This is a genomic window from Quadrisphaera setariae (assembly GCF_008041935.1).
GTDB classification, from domain to species: domain Bacteria; phylum Actinomycetota; class Actinomycetes; order Actinomycetales; family Quadrisphaeraceae; genus Quadrisphaera; species Quadrisphaera setariae.
In genome coordinates this window covers 35957-50401 of record NZ_VKAC01000018.1, presented here as the reverse complement: position 1 = coordinate 50401, position 14445 = coordinate 35957, and the positions used below count along the sequence as shown (strand labels likewise).

Genomic DNA, 14445 nt, shown 5'->3' with positions numbered 1-14445 from the left:
CTCAGGGCTGGCGGCGGACGACCCTCCACGCGCCGGCGTCGTCCAGGGGCGCCGGCTCCCCGGTCACCGAGAGGTAGACGAGCCGGTCGTGCAGGCGCGAGCGGCGCCCCACCCACAGCTCCACCTCCACCGGCCGCACGAGGAACCCGCCCCACCCGTCGGGCAGCGGCACGGCCCCGGGTTCGGGGAAGCGCGCCGCGGCCGCCTCGTACGCGCGTGCCAGGTCCTCCCTGGAGGCCACCTCCGCGCTCTGCCGGGAGGCGTGGGCGCCCAGCTGCGAACCGCGCGGGCGGGTGGCGAAGTAGGCGGCGCTCTCGTCGCGGCTGACCTGCTCGACCTCACCGCGCACGCGCACCTGCCGCTGCTGCGGGTGCCACGGCAGCACGAGCGCCGCGTGCGGCGCCGCGGCCAGCTGACGGGCCTTGGCGGAGCCGAGGTTGGTGTAGAACACGAACCCGCGGGCGTCGGCGCCCTTGAGCAGCACCGTGCGCGCGTCGGGGAGGCCGCCGGCGTCGACGGTGGCGAGGACCACGGCGTTCGGCTCGGCGATCCTCGGGTCGGAGCTCGCCTCGTCCCACCAGCGGTGGAACTGCTCCAGCGGGGCGGGAGCGAGGTCGGCGGCGTCCAGGCCCGCGTCGGAGTAGTCCACGCGGTGCTCCGCCAGCTCGCTGTTCACGTCCGGGCTCTCCACACGGTGCAGGATGCACGCCGTGACCTCCTCCGACACCTCGAGCTCGGGCACCCCTGCGGCGGGTGTGCCCACCATCACCGTGCCGCCGTCGCTGCTGCCCCGCGACGGCCGGTTCGGCTCCGGGCCGTCCAAGGTCCGCGACGACCAGGTGGCCGCCATCGCCGGGGTCGGCCGCACCGTGCTGGGCACGTCGCACCGCCAGCTGCCCGTGCGCTCGCTGGTCGCCCGCACCCGCGCGGGCATGACCGACCTGTTCTCCCTGCCCGACGGGTACGAGGTGGTGCTCGGCAACGGCGGCTCGACGACCTTCTGGGACGTCGCCACCACGTGCCTGGTCCGTGAGCGCGCGCAGCACCTGGTGCTGGGGGCGTTCAGCGAGAAGTTCGCGAAGGCGACGGCGGCCGCGCCGTTCCTGGCGGCGCCCGACGTGCGCCGCTCGGAGCCGTTCAGCGCGCCCACCGCCGAGGCGGAGCCCGGGGTGGACGCGTACGCCTACCCCCACAACGAGACCTCCACGGGCGTGGTGCTGCCGGTGGTCCGCCCGTCGGGGCTGGCGGAGGACGACGACGCGCTGGTGCTCGTCGACGCGACGTCCGCCGCGGGCGGGGTGCCGGTGGACGCCTCGAGGTGCGACGCGTACTACTTCGCGCCGCAGAAGTCGTTCGGGTCCGACGGCGGGCTGTGGCTGGCGCTGCTGTCCCCCGCCGCGATCGCGCGGGCGGAGGAGCTGCAGCCGGGCCGCTGGGTGCCGGGGTCGCTGGACCTGCTCGCGGCGCTGGCGGAGAGCCAGCGGGAGCAGACGGTGAACACGCCCGCCGTGGCGACGCTGCTCATGCTCGCCGAGCAGGTGGAGTGGATGCTCGACCGCGGCGGCCTGGAGTGGGCGGCCGCGCGGTCGGCGGAGTCCGCCTCGCGGCTGTACGAGTGGGCCGAGGCCAGCCAGTACGCGCGCCCCGCGGTGCGCGACCGCACGCTGCGCTCGCCGGTGGTCGGCACCATCGACCTCGACCCGTCGGTCGACGCCGCCGCCGTCCGCGCCGTGCTGCGCGCGAACGGCGTGGTGGACGTCGAGCCGTACCGCGGGCTGGGCGGCAACCAGCTGCGCGTGGGCATGTTCCCCGCCGTCGACCCCCACGACGTCTCTGCGCTGACGGCGTGCGTCGACCACGTGGTGTCCGCCCTGTCCTGACCCCACCCCTGTTCCGCACTTTCCGCGGCAAGTGCGCTTCCCGGGACTCCGGTGGCGCACTTGCCGCGGAAAGTGCGAGAAGAGGAGAGCTCAGCCGGCGAGGTGGCCCCACTCCTCGGACAGCTCCGACCACGGCCCGGTGGCCGCCACCTGACCGTCCTCGAGGACGACGACGACGTCGGCCAGCGCGAGGGCGCTGCGCTTGGCGCTGCACCCGACCACCGTGGCGCCCCGCTCGCGCAGCGCCGACCACAGCTCCAGCTCGGTCTTGGCGTCCAGCGCGGAGGAGACGTCGTCGGCGACGACGAGCTCGGCCTCGGTGGCCAGCGCGCGGGCGAGCGCGAGCCGCTGCACCTGCCCGCCGGACAGCCGCACGCCGCGGTGCCCGACCAGGGCGCCGGTGCCGCCGGCCTCGCGGACGTCCCGGTCGAGGCGGGCGTCGCGGATGGCGCTGCCCAGGCTCACCGAGCCCCTGTCGTGCCCGAGGGTGACGTTGTCGGTGAAGGTGCCCGAGAGCACCCGCGGGACCTGCGCGACGTGCGCGACCTGGCCGGGGCGCAGGAACAGCTGCGGGTCGCCGACCTCGGTGTCGTTCCAGCGGATGGCGCCCTCGTGGTCCACCAGGCCGACCAGCGCCGACAGCAGGCTCGACTTGCCCGAGCCCACGCGGCCGACCAGCAGCACCAGCGACCCGGCCTCCACCGACAGCGTCACGTCGCGCACGCCGACGGTGCCGTCGTCGTGGACCGCGGTGACCCCCTCGAGCTGCAGCCGCCGCAGCGCCACCCGGCCCGCGGGGGCCGGGGAGGGGGCGGTGCCGGCGACGAGGTCGACCGAGGGCGGCAGCGCCACGAGGTCGGCTCGCCCCGACAGCTCGCTGGCGGCGCGCAGCCAGGTGCGGGCGATGGGCATCTCGACCACCGCGGCGCCCGCCACGATGCCGAACCACCCGAAGCCGGAGACGGCCGTCGCGACCGCCAGCGCGGTGCCCAGGCCCCAGACCCCGGTGAGGAACAGCACCCAGGCGGTGACCACACCGACCTGCACGAGCACGCCCGGGACGCCCTCGAGGAGGCTGCGGATGCGCTGCTCGCGCACGCTGGCCTCCACACGGCGCGCGTCGACCACCTGCAGGTGCCCCTGCACGGCCTGGACGGCAGCGGCGAGCTTGACCGTGCGGACGGCCTCGAGGGTGCTCACCAGCTCCTTGCCGAACCGGGCGCGCTCGTCGCCGGCGACCCGCCCGGCGCGGCCGGCGGCGGGGGCGCCCGCAGCCGCGGTCAGCGCCGACAGCACCAGCACCCCGCCGGCGACCAGCGACGCCGTGGCGCTGGCGTTGAACAGGCCGGTGGCGAGCACCGCGGCAGCACCGATGAAGACGTCGACCCACCGGTCCACGTAGATGATGAGGCGGTCGCTGTCGAGGGCGCGGGCGGCCACCTCGCCGGGGGGCGTGCGGCGCAGGCGCCGCTGCTCGGTCTGGCCGCGCAGCACCGCCAGGCGCAGCCGCAGCGTGGCCGCCGACCACCACATCGGGTAGACGCGGAAGGCGAGCGCGATGCCCACCGGGGTCAGCAGCAGGCAGGTGGCCACGAGCGCAGCGAGGCCCCACGGCCGCCCGCCGGCCTCCAGCGACACCACCAGCTGGCCCCACGCCCAGCCCGTGAGCGCGCCGTAGGCGCCGAGCATCGTCACGGCGAGGAAGGCGAAGGTGCCGACCAGGCCCCACTGGGGGTGCACGACGAGCAGCTCGGCCACGTGCCGCGCCAGGCTCGGCCGGGGAGCCGGGGGCGCCGGGCGCGGGTCCCGCCGCTCGCGCCGGGTCACCAGCGCCGACGACGCAGGAGCCGGCGCCACCAGCACGGCTGTCGCGGAGCCGACGCCGCTGGCCGCGCTCGTCGTCGCCGCCGGGTCCGTGCCGCGGGGGCGCTCGGTGCCGGAGGCCACGAGGAGGTCGCGGAAGGGCCCGATGGTGGTGGCCAGCGCGGCGCGCGGGCCGTGCTGGACGAGGCGGCCGGAGTCGAGCACGGCCACCGCGTCGCACCAGCGGGTGGTGGAGAGGCGGTGGGCGATGACCACGCCGGTGCGCCCGGCGAGCAGGCGCTGGGAGGCCCGGGTGACCAGCTGCTCGGTCTGGGGGTCCATGCGGGCGGTGGCCTCGTCGAGGACGACGACGCGGACGTCTCGCACGAGCAGGCGCGCGAAGGCGACCAGCTGCTCCTCGCCCGCGGACAGCGTCGCACCGGAGGCGCCCAGGCGGGTGTCGAGCCCGTCCGGCAGGGAGGCGACCCACTCGCTGATGCCGAGGTCGGCGACGGCGGCCTGGACCCGCTCGCGCGGGACGGGCGCGAAGAGCGTGATGTTCTCCTCGAGGGTCGCGCTCAGCACCTCGGTGCGCTGGGTGACCACGCCGACGGCGCGGCGCAGCGAGCCGAGCTCGGTGGCCACGACGTCCTGCCCGGAGACCAGCACGGTGCCGGGCGGCGGCTCCACGGCTCGGGAGAGCAGCTTGGCGAAGGTCGACTTGCCCGCGCCGCTGCGCCCGACCACCGCGCACGACGTGCCGGCGGGCACCACGAGGGAGTCGATCGCCAGGGTGAAGCCCTCGCCGTAGGTGAAGCTCAGGCCGCGCACCTCCACGCCGTCGCGCACCGGGTCCCCCGACGCGGCCGGCACGGGCGCGCCGTCGGCGGGCTCTCGGTCAGCGGCCATGAGGGAGCGGATGCGGGTGAGGGCCCCCAGGCCCTCCTGCACCTCGGGCAGGTGGTTGGCCACCTCGCCGAGGCGGCCCACGAACGTGGTGACGAGCAGCCACTGCGTGATGAGCAGCGGGAGCCCGAGCTGGCCTCCGGTGACCAGCCACACGCCCGCGAGCGCGAGGGCGGCGAGCAGCGCGTGCAGCACGAGGCCGGTCCGCAGGCCGACGGTGGTGGCGGCGCGGCAGGTGCGGGCGCAGCGGCGCAGCACCTCCGCGGAGCGCGCGGAGAACTGGGCGAGCACGTGCGCCTGCCCGAGGGAGGTGCGGACGTCGTCGCGGCCGGCGACGGACTCCTCCAGCTGGGTGGCGGAGTCGGACCAGGCGAGCTCCTCCTCGGTCTTGCGCGCGGCGACCACCGGGGTGAGCTTGTGCACCCACAGGTACGCCAGGGCCGCGACCAGCGGGAACGCGAACCACGCCGGCCAGAACGTCAGCCCCGCGACCACCCAGGCGAGCACGGAGCGCAGCAGCGCGCGGCCCAGCTGCCAGCCGGTCTGGCGGACCAGCTGGGCGAGCTGGCGGGTGTCGTCGTCGACCCTGTCGAGCAGCTCGCCGACGCCCTGGGACTCCAGGGCGGTGAGCGGCTGGCGCAGCGCGGCGTCGAGCAGGTCGGAGCGCAGCCGGCCCTCGGCGCGGCCGACGACGGTCGAGAAGCCCGTGCGGCCGACCATGTCCAGCACGGCGGAGCCGATGAGCAGCACCGCGAGCAGCGCCACCGCGGGTGTGGTGGGGCCGTCGGCCAGGGACCCGGCGACCACCGTGCCGATCGTCTCGGCCACCGCGGCGAGCACCGCGAGCGCCAGGGCGACTGCGCTGCCCCAGCCGGACAGACGACGCCACGTCAGCGGCGCGTGCTCGCGCACGGGATGACCTCCAGGAGGCGGGTAGCGGGGGCGGCTCCGGTCCAGGGGCCGCTGTGACGCTACAACCGCCCTCCGACAGCCCGCCTCTGCTTTTCCAGCCGGTCGGCGATGACGGGCCGCACCCGCCAGGACGCCGCCAGCTCCTCCAGCTCGCGGTGGGCCGCCTCGCGCGCCGCCTGCGGTTCGGCCCGGGTGGGGCGCACCGCGCGCAGCAGGGCGTTGCGCGGCGTGTGCTCGCTGTCGACGAACTCCACCACGTCCGTGCGGTACCCGTGGGCGCGCAGCGCCGCGGAGCGCAGGGAGTCCGTCAGGACGTCGGCGAAGCGCTCCCGGAGGATCGGGGAGGACACCAGCGCGTCCTGCGCGGCGGGGAGGGGCGACGACGGCGTGCCCGCGCCGGCCGCCACCAGCTGGCGCTGCACGTCGCGGTGGCAGCAGGGGGCTGCGAGCACCACCGGGGACCCCCAGGCGACGGCGCGGGCGAGCGCGTCGTCGGTGGCGGTGTCGCAGGCGTGCAGGGCCAGCACGACGTCGGGCGGGCCGCCCAGCAGCTGCGTCGGGTCGGCGTCGGCGATGGTGCCGGCGGTGAAGGTGAGCCCCTCGACCCCGGCGGCTGCGGCGCGGTCGGTGGAGCGCTGCACGAGGTCGGCGCGCAGCTCCACGCCCACGGTGCGGGCGCCGGCGGGGCGGCCGGCGAGCCAGCGCTGAGCGGCGAGGGTGAGGTAGGCGTTGCCGCACCCGAGGTCGACCACGCGCAGCGGCCGGTCGGCCGCGAGGCCGTCGGGCAGCGCGGCGGAGAGCTGGCGCAGGAAGGCGTCGACCTGGCGGCGCTTGTCGCCGCCGGCGCCCAGCACGGCGAAGAGCGGGTCGTCGGGGGCGAGCAGGTGCTGCTTGCGGCGGTCGTTGGCGAGCTCCCCGGCCGCGCCGGCCCCGGCAGCGGCGGGGGCGCTGCGGCCGACGGTCGCCAGTCCCTTCTTGGTGACCTGCACCTGCACCGCACCGGCGGCCGTCTCGGCGTGCCAGGTGGCGAAGGGCAGCGCCAGCAGCGCGTCGAGGGCTCCGTCGTCGTCGGGGCCGAGGGGGGCCTGGACGCGCAGGTTGCGCGTGCGGACCACCGGTCCGGTGCGCTCGGTGACCTGGGCGTGCCGCACACCGCGCAGCAGCACCGGACGCACCTCGAGGCGGTCCGGCGCCTCCAGCGCCGCGTCGGCGCCCCGGCGCCGACCACTCGCGGTGGCGCGCACGAAGGACTCGTCCACGAGCGCCGACCGCAGGGCGCCGGTGGCCTCGGCCAGCTCGACCAGCGCCATCAGGCGGCCTCTCGCAGGCCCGCGGGCACCGGCTCCTGCGCCGAGCCGACCTCGACCAGCAGGTGCGGCCTGGCGTGCAGCCGGTAGCTCACGTGCACCTCCTGGCGGCGGGAGACGACGAGGACGACGACGGCGGCGGCCACCAGAGCGGCGATCCCGCCGACGGCGATGGACCAGCGCGGCCCGGCCACCTCGCCGATCCAGCCGACCAGGGGCGCCCCCAGGGGCGTGGTGCCGGCGAAGACGGCCATGTAGAGGGCCATGACGCGCCCGCGCAGCTCCGGCGGCGTGGTCATCTGCACGGTGGCGTTGGCGGCGGTCATGAGGGTCAGCGCCGACAGGCCCACGGGGATGAGGGCGAGGGCGAAGGTCCAGTAGCCGGGCATCACGGAGGCGATGATCGCGAACACGCCGAACGCGGTCGCCGCGCCCACCACCAGGCGCAGCCGCGGCTTCTCGCGGCGGGCGGCCAGCAGAGCGCCGGTGAGCGACCCGATCGCCATGATCGAGCCGAGGAGGCCGTAGCTGCTCGCCCCCAGCCCGAACTCGACGCGGGCCATGAGCGCGGTGGTCATCTGGAAGTTCATGCCGAACGCCCCGACCAGGCCCACCACCAGCAGGATGAGCACGATGTCGGGACGGCTGCGGACGTAGGCGAGCCCCTCGCGGGTGGCGCCGCGACCGCGCTTGCGCCGCGGGGCGGGCACCAGCTCGCCGCGGCGCATGAGCATGAGCGAGCCGAACGTGGCGGCGAAGGTGACGGCGTTGATGAGGAAGACCCACCCGGTGCCCACCGCGGCGATGAGCAGGCCGGCGACGGCGGGGCCGATGAGCCGCGCGCCGTTGAAGGAGGCGCTGTTGAGGCCGACGGCGTTGGCGAGCATGCGCTGCGGCACGAGCGAGGTGACGAACGTCTGGCGGACGGGGGCGTCGAAGGCGCTCGTCACGCCCAGCAGGCCGGCGAGCACGTACACCTGCCACAGCTGCGGGTCGCCCAGCACCACGAGCAGGCCCAGCAGCAGCGCCCAGGTGCCCATGAGCGCCTGCGTCGCGGCGAGCACCGCGCGCTGGGGGAACCTGTCGGCCACGGCGCCGGTCAGCGGACCCAGCACGAGCTGGGGACCGAACTGCAGCGCCGTGGTGATGCCGACGGCGACGGCGCTGTTGTCCGTCAGCTGCGTGAGCACCAGCCAGTCCTGGGCGACGCGCTGCATCCACGTGCCGACGTTCGACACGATCGCGCCGCCGGCCCAGATCCGGTAGTTGCGGACCGTCAGCGAGGTGAAGGTGGGCGCCAGGGCGCGCCGCGCACTGCTCAGCGTGCTGGTGAGGACTGTCATCGGGTGGCGATCTCCTGCAGGAGTGCGGCGGCGCGGGCCAGGGCGGCGCGGTCGTCGGGGCTCAGGGCGGCGAGCTGCTCGGCGAGCCAGGCGTCGCGCTTGCGGCGCGTCTCGTGGACGTGGCGGGTGCCCGCCTCGGTGAGGACGACGAGCAGCTGGCGCCCGTCGTCGGGGTGCGGGGTGCGGCGGGCCAGGCCCGCCTCCTCCAGCGCGGTGACCGTGCGCGTCATGGACGGCGGCTGCACGTTCTCGTGGTCGGCCAGGGCCCGCAGCGTCTGCGGGCCGCGGCGGTCGAGGCCGGCGAGCACCGAGTACTGGGCGTCGGTGATGTCGGTGCTGCTGCGCTCGCGGCGCAGGCGCCGGGCCAGGCGCATGGCGCCCACGCGCAGCTCGGCGGCCAGCGGCGCGGGCCTGCAGCGGGTGGGGGCCACCCGCTGCGCGGGAGCGGCTGCCGGGGTCACGTCATGAGCATAGGTCATTACTGTTGCTAACGGTAGCCCGAGGACACCTGTTCCCGGCGGCTACTCCCGCACCGGCCTCGCGGCCTCCACGAACGGCGCCAGCGCGGCCCGCAGCTGCTCCCGGTGGCCGCGCGACAGGTCGACCTCGTACGCCTGGCCGCGCAGCGAGAGGGCGACGGTCGCGACGTCGTCGGTGGACCCGTCGATGCCGTCGGCGAAGGCGAGCTCGGCCTGGACGCCGGCTGGCACCGGCCTGGCGGTCACCGGCGCGACCGGCGCGACCGGCGCGGCAGCGGCGACGACGGGCTGGTCGGGCCGCTCCGCCGCACCCGCGTGGCAGGCGCAGGTGCACGCGGCGAAGCGGCACCCGGGGTGGTCGTCGGTGAAGCACCAGCTGGACCGACCGCTCACCTGCGCCGCACGCTCCTCACCGCCACCGGCCCGGACCTACCCTGGCCGGGTGCGGTTCTACCTCAGGCGCGAGGAGCGCCGTCCGGCGCCCGCACCGCCACCCGCCGACGACCGCCGGCCCTTCGGCGTCATCACCGTCGCGTGGCTGGCGCTCCTCGTCGTCGCCGTGGTCGCGCACGACGCGCTGAGCGGCGCTGGCCGCACCTGGTGGGTGTGGACCTGCGCGGCCGGGGCCGCGCTCGGCTTCCTGGCGCTGGCCCGGGAGAACCGCCGCCGCTAGCGGTGCGCCTACCCGGCGGAGGCCGACGGCGAGGCGGCCGGCTCGGACGGGTCCGCAGCCGACGGCTCCGGCTCGGCCGAGCGCGAGGCCGTCGCCGACGCGCTCGGCGCCGCGGGGGCTCCCGGGGACGAGGAGGGCGCAGCGGCACCGTCGTCACCGCCGTCGTCGTCCGGCGCCGAGGAGGCGCGGGGCGCGGCGGACGGCAGGGCCCCGGAGGCGCACCCGCTGCCCAGGTCGGCCAGCTCCTGCGGGCTGCGGTCGGCGCTGGTCTGCGCCGCCTCCGAGAGCAGCTCGGGCTTGCCGGACCTGATGACCGCGGGGTGCCACCGGCTGCCCTGCACGCCGTCGCGGGTGACCTCGACGGTGAGCACGCCGGTCTGCGTGCCGAGGGTGTTGCCGGGCTTGGCGTAGAAGTGGAAGTTGCCCAGCCCGTACGCCACGAGCGTCGAGCCGACCTCCCCCGTGGGCTGCAGCACGTGGGCGTGGCTGCCCACCACCACGGCCGCGCCGGCCTCGGCGAGGTCGGCGGCGAGCGAGCGCTGCCGGGCCGTGGGGCACTGCACGCGCTCGGTGCCCCAGTGCAGGAAGACGACGACGACGCGCCCCGCCTGCGCCTCGCCCTCGACGTCCTCGAGCAGCCGCTCGGAGTCCTTGGCCGAGGCCAGCCCGGGCTTGGTGGCCGTCGCCGTCCACGCGGTCTGCACGGAGGAGTCGATGACGTCGGTGGCGGCGATCACCGAGACCGGCACGCCCTGCGGCTCCAGGCGCAGCGGGCGGAAGGCGTCGTCGACGTCGTCGCCGGCGCCCAGCACCGGCAGGCCCGCGTCGCGGCCGGCCTCGAGCGTGTCGTCGAGGCCGCTCGCGCCGTAGTCCATCCCGTGGTTGTTGGCGAGGGTCACCGCGTCGACGCCGGCGTCCTCCAGCGCGCCCATGGCCTTGAGCGGGGCGCGGAAGGCGAACTGCTTGTCGACTGCTCGGCCGCCCGCGGTCACGGCGGTCTCGAGGTTCACCACGGCGAGGTCCGCGTCAGCGAGGACGTCGAAGGCGCTGCCCAGGTCTGCGGTGGAGGCCGACGTCCCCTCGAAGTGCACGTCCCCGGCGAAGGCCAGCACGGCAGTGCCGGGCTGGTGGACCACGCCGTCGGCGTCGGTGGTCGCGGCGCTGCTGGACGTCTCGGCCGGGTCCGGATCGGTCCCGGCGGAGCTGCACGCGGCCAGCGCGAGCGCCCCGGCCAGCGCGAGCGGGAGCAGCCGCGGCAGCCGCGGCAGCCTCCTCACGCGCGCTCCCCGGCGGCGTCCTCGACCAGCGCGGCGGCGGCCCGGTCCGGCACGGCGAGCAGCTCGGCCACCAGCGCCCGGGCGTGCCACCGGCCCGCCGCCAGCGCGAGGCCGCGGGCGAGCCCGTCGACGGTGGTGGCGCGCACGTCGGCGTGCTCGCCGCGCCCGGTGACCCACCACCCGACCTCCTGCCCGTCCACGGTCAGCGCGTCGTGCTCCGTCCAGCGCGGCGGGCAGCCGGGCAGCGCGGAGCGCACCTGCGGCGGCACCGCGGAGGTCGTCGTCGAACCCACGGGGTCCACTCTGCCCGGCGCGAGCTCGCTGGACAGGGAGATCTCGAGCGCGTCGGCCAGCGCGGCGGCCAGGTCGGCCCCGGCGACCAGGCGGGCGCCGAGATCGGTGCGCTGCGCCCAGCACGGGTCGTCCACCACCGCGGCGCGCTCGGCGGGCACCACGACGACGGCGGCGCCGGCGTCCAGCGCGAGCACGTGGGAGGGCGGTACGAGGTGCTCGGCGAGCGCGGGGTCGGCGCTGGTGGCCTCCGCGAGGGCCCGCCACAGCGGCAGCACGGCGACGGCCTCCAACCGCACCGGCGGCACCAGGTCGGCCGCGCCGTCGAGCACGCGCTGCCACCCGTCGGCGTCGAGGTCGCCCGATGCCGCCACCAGGCCCAGGGCGCGCCCCAGGGCCGGGTCAGCCCCACCCGCCCACGCCGGAGCCTGCGGCAGCACGGCCGCCAGCCCCTCCTCGCACCCGGGCGCGGCGCAGCCGGCCAGGCCCAGCTCGGCGCGCAGCCAGCCGGCGCTGGGCGGGGCCAGGTCCAGCGAGGAGCCGTCGGGACGGACCACGCGCACGGGGTCGAGCACGGCGGAGCGCAGCGCGGGGACCGCCGCCAGGTGCTCCAGCAGCGCGCCCTCGGCCCCCTCGCGCAGCAGGTCGAGGTCGCGCACCACCGCCACGCCGCTCGCCACCGCGCCGTCTCCGGCGCGCTCCAGCACCTCGTCCAGCCACTCCTGCCCGCCGGCCACGTCGAGCAGCTCGGTCGGTGGGTCGTGCGGGTCGACGTCGCCCAGCGGTACCACGGCGAGCGCGTCGGCCACCCCGACGGCCGCCAGGACGGGCTCGCCCCAGCGCTCGAGCAGGTCCGGGTGGACCGGTGCCACCTCGTCGGGGTCGAGGAGCCCGGCCGCCGGCGAACCCGGCAGCACCAGACCCGCCGCGGGCAGCACCTCGCCGCTCTCGGCGCGCAGGGGCAGCTCCGCCAGGGCCGGCAGGTCGCCCGGGGCCAGGCCCTGCGCCCTGACGGCCTCGGCCACGAGGGCGAGCAGGTGGGGCACCCGCTCGTCGTCGTCGTCGAGGTCCACCACGAGCTGGGCGACCTCGGGCGCGGCCAGCAGGTCCCCGGGCCCGGCGGGCTGCGCCCCCAGCGCGGTGAGCAGCCGGACGGCGGCGGGCTCGGCGACGACCAGCGGGTGGACCAGCCGCAGCCCCGCGTCGGCGAGGTCCTCCAGCGCCGCGGCCAGCACGCCGTCCTCCCCGCCGCTGGGCAGCAGGACGCCCCGCGGCGACGCGGCGGTGCGCCCGTCGGCGAGGGGCACGCGCAGCACGGCCAGCTGCTCGCGGGCGGCGGGGTCGACGGCGGCGGGCGCCAGCGCGGCGGCGGCCGCGCGCCAGGCGGCCGGGTCCGAGGGCAGCACCTCGGCCACGTCCGCCAGGCCCACCCGGCGCACGCCGAGCACCTCCAGGGCTGCGCGGGCGCGCCGGGGCGCCGCGACCAGCCCACCCACCAGGGGCGCCAGCGCCGCCAGCGCGGTCGGGTCGTCGGCGAGGGGGCCGTCGTCGAGGGCCTGGGCGCGGTCGGCCCGCAGGGGCCCGCCGGTCTCCCCCACCGGCTGCAGCACGCGCGCCGCGCCCAGCGCCTGCACCGCCGCCTCGCGCACCGCGGCGTCCACCCAGCCGGCGGCCAGACCCACCGGCACCGCCTCGAGCACGTCCTCACCCGCGAGCGCCCGCTCCTCCAGGAGCGCGGCGTACGCGGCTCCGGCCTCGCGGAGCGCGCGGCGGGCGGCGGGGCCGTCGGGCACGCGGCGGCGGCCGGCGTCGAGCGGGAGGTCGGCGACGAGCACGGCGGGCGCGTCGAGCGGCTCGTCGGTGGGGGTGGGGGCCAGCAGCACGCCCGGCAGGTGGCGAGGCTCTCGGGGCAGCGCCCAGGTCACGGACCAGCCGGTGCGCGCGGCGCGCTCGCGCTCCTCCACCCCCAGGCCCTCCAGCTCGTCGGGCTCGAAGGCGCCGCGGCGGCGCAGGAGGTGCCAGCGCTGCGAGACGTCGCGCAGCACCCGGGGCGGAGCACCGGGCAGCTGCACGACCACCTCGGCGAGGGCCGGCAGGGCGAGCAGGAGGGTGTCGTCCACCGCCTCGAGCGCCGCCGCCACCTCCTCGACCGCCCCGCGGTCCCGCAGGACGACGACGGCGGCGGTGTCGCAGCCCTCCCCGTCCAGCAGGGAGCGCACGTCCTGGGGGCCGTCGTCGGCGCTGACGGCGAACGGCAGCCGCAGCACCGGCACGGCTCCGCCGCGCGCGGCGACCGCGGCGTCGAGGGCCTCCGACGCCCGGTCGGCCACGGCGGCGCGGGCGAGGTCGGCGCTGAAGCGCACCCCGCCGGCGCGCGAGACCCAGGTGACGTCGTCGCTGACCGCCAGCACCGACACCGCGCCCACGCCGAACCGCCCCGTCAGCGAGGCGTCGGTGCGCTTGGCGGAGGCGCGCAGCGAGGACAGCGCCCGCACGCCCTCCGCGTCGAGGGGCGCGCCGGTGTTGAGCGCCAGCAGACGCGCCCCGCCGTCGTCTCCGGCGTCCTCGAGGCGGAGCACGAGGCGCCCCGGGGCGCCGGCCCGGACGGCCGCGTCAGCGGCGTTCTGCGCCAGCTCCACCACCGCGCGGTCGCGGTAGGCGCCGAGGGCGGCGTCCTCCTCGGCGTTGGCGTCCTCGCGGAACCTGTCCGGCGAGGCCGCCCACGCGTCGAGGACGGCGCGACGCAGCTCAGACGGGGTCGACACCGCGCTCGTCGAGCACCAGCGAGCCGCGCGGCTCCGGCTCGAGCACCTGGTCGGTCTCGCTGTGCGCGCCGCAGCCGTGGTCGACCGAGACGACGCGGCCGTCGGAGGGCGACCACTCGTTGGCGCACACCCCGAACACCGTGCTCAGCGGCCCGGCCAGGCGCAGGTAGAACCCGCACGACGCGCACGGCGAGGCCGAGTTCCGCGCCTGCTCGGCGGTGGGCCCGTGGGAGCCGGTGTACCAGCGGGTGGCGGCGTCGTCGCGGCCCTCGGGCGAGAGCACGCGGGCGCGGCCGAGGCCGAGCTCCCACAGGGCCACCCGGTCCGCCTCGTCCTCCTCGGAACCGTCCGGACGGGTGCCGGGGACCGCGGTGTAGCCGGGCTCCAGGCGCGGGTCGTCGGGGATGCGCGGCAGCACGTCGTGCGGGCCGACGTCCCCGGGGCGCAGGCGCTCGTCCCACGGCAGCCACGCCGGGGCCAGCACCGCGCCGGTCTCGGGCAGCAGCGCCACCTCGCTGACCGTGGCGGCCTTGGCCCGCGAGGCGCGGACCACCACCACGGTCCACGCCCAGTCGCGGTAGCCGGGGTCGGTGGAGGCGAAGCGGTGCACCACCACGCGGTCGCCCTCGGCGGTGGCGCCGAGGTGGTCGCCCACGCTCGACGGGCCGCCGGAGGTCTCGCGGGAGACCTCCTCGGCGGCGGTGCGCGCCAGGTCGACGGCGGCCGCCGCGACGGCGTCGAGGACGGGGCGGCGGGTGCGCGTGGCGGGCACGGATCGCTCCTGTCTGGCTGGCGGACGGTCGGGGGGT

General features: G+C 77.5%; 11 protein-coding genes. 2 read left to right on the top strand and 9 right to left on the bottom strand.

Annotated elements, in window-relative coordinates; all coding sequences use genetic code 11:
* Position 1 precedes the first annotated feature (1 nt).
* Positions 2 to 691: a pyridoxamine 5'-phosphate oxidase gene (pdxH, locus tag FMM08_RS21570; protein WP_255472680.1), complete on the bottom strand. Its 690-nt coding sequence runs from the start codon at positions 689 to 691 to the stop codon at positions 2 to 4.
* A gap of 10 nt (positions 692 to 701) precedes the next feature.
* On the opposite strand from pdxH, the gene serC reads away from it, so the two are divergent.
* Positions 702 to 1880, top strand: a complete 1179-nt coding sequence (gene serC, locus FMM08_RS21565; RefSeq protein WP_147928412.1) for a phosphoserine transaminase — start codon at positions 702 to 704, stop codon at positions 1878 to 1880.
* A 90-nt stretch (positions 1881 to 1970) separates the two neighbouring features.
* Here serC and FMM08_RS21560 read toward each other — a convergent pair whose 3' ends face one another.
* The 5 genes from FMM08_RS21560 to FMM08_RS21540 are packed head-to-tail and all read right to left on the bottom strand — an operon-like array spanning position 1971 to position 9023.
* Positions 1971 to 5501, bottom strand: a complete 3531-nt coding sequence (locus FMM08_RS21560; protein ID WP_147928411.1) for an ATP-binding cassette domain-containing protein — start codon at positions 5499 to 5501, stop codon at positions 1971 to 1973.
* Positions 5502 to 5560: 59 nt separating this feature from the next.
* Positions 5561 to 6811, bottom strand: coding sequence for a class I SAM-dependent methyltransferase (locus FMM08_RS21555; protein WP_147928410.1), 1251 nt, complete (start codon positions 6809 to 6811; stop codon positions 5561 to 5563).
* On the bottom strand, positions 6811 to 8151 hold the full coding sequence (locus tag FMM08_RS21550) for an MFS transporter (protein WP_255472678.1): 1341 nt from the start codon (positions 8149 to 8151) through the stop codon (positions 6811 to 6813). Before FMM08_RS21550 ends, FMM08_RS21555 begins: the two co-directional genes overlap by 1 nt.
* Positions 8148 to 8612 (bottom strand): MarR family transcriptional regulator, encoded by a 465-nt coding sequence (locus tag FMM08_RS21545; RefSeq protein ID WP_222711062.1) that lies wholly within the window; start codon positions 8610 to 8612, stop codon positions 8148 to 8150. Before FMM08_RS21545 ends, FMM08_RS21550 begins: the two co-directional genes overlap by 4 nt.
* A 60-nt stretch (positions 8613 to 8672) precedes the next feature.
* Entirely contained in the window at positions 8673 to 9023 is a 351-nt protein-coding gene (locus FMM08_RS21540) for an Lsr2 dimerization domain-containing protein (protein ID WP_147928408.1), read from the bottom strand.
* A gap of 49 nt (positions 9024 to 9072) precedes the next feature.
* On the opposite strand from FMM08_RS21540, the gene FMM08_RS23230 reads away from it, so the two are divergent.
* On the top strand, positions 9073 to 9303 hold the full coding sequence (locus FMM08_RS23230) for a DUF2530 domain-containing protein (protein WP_187279923.1): 231 nt from the start codon (positions 9073 to 9075) through the stop codon (positions 9301 to 9303).
* 8 nt (positions 9304 to 9311) lie between these two features.
* On the opposite strand, the gene FMM08_RS21530 is transcribed toward FMM08_RS23230, so the two are convergent.
* Genes FMM08_RS21530 through FMM08_RS21525 form a run of 3 tightly spaced genes read right to left on the bottom strand, consistent with a single transcriptional unit; the run spans position 9312 to position 14408 of the window.
* Positions 9312 to 10580, bottom strand: a complete 1269-nt coding sequence (locus FMM08_RS21530; protein ID WP_187279922.1) for a CapA family protein — start codon at positions 10578 to 10580, stop codon at positions 9312 to 9314.
* On the bottom strand, positions 10577 to 13636 hold the full coding sequence (locus FMM08_RS23225; protein WP_187279921.1) for a sacsin N-terminal ATP-binding-like domain-containing protein: 3060 nt from the start codon (positions 13634 to 13636) through the stop codon (positions 10577 to 10579). The genes FMM08_RS21530 and FMM08_RS23225 overlap by 4 nt, the downstream gene beginning before the upstream one ends.
* On the bottom strand, positions 13620 to 14408 hold the full coding sequence (locus tag FMM08_RS21525) for a DUF3027 domain-containing protein (RefSeq protein ID WP_147928406.1): 789 nt from the start codon (positions 14406 to 14408) through the stop codon (positions 13620 to 13622). Before FMM08_RS21525 ends, FMM08_RS23225 begins: the two co-directional genes overlap by 17 nt.
* Positions 14409 to 14445: the final 37 nt, after the last annotated feature.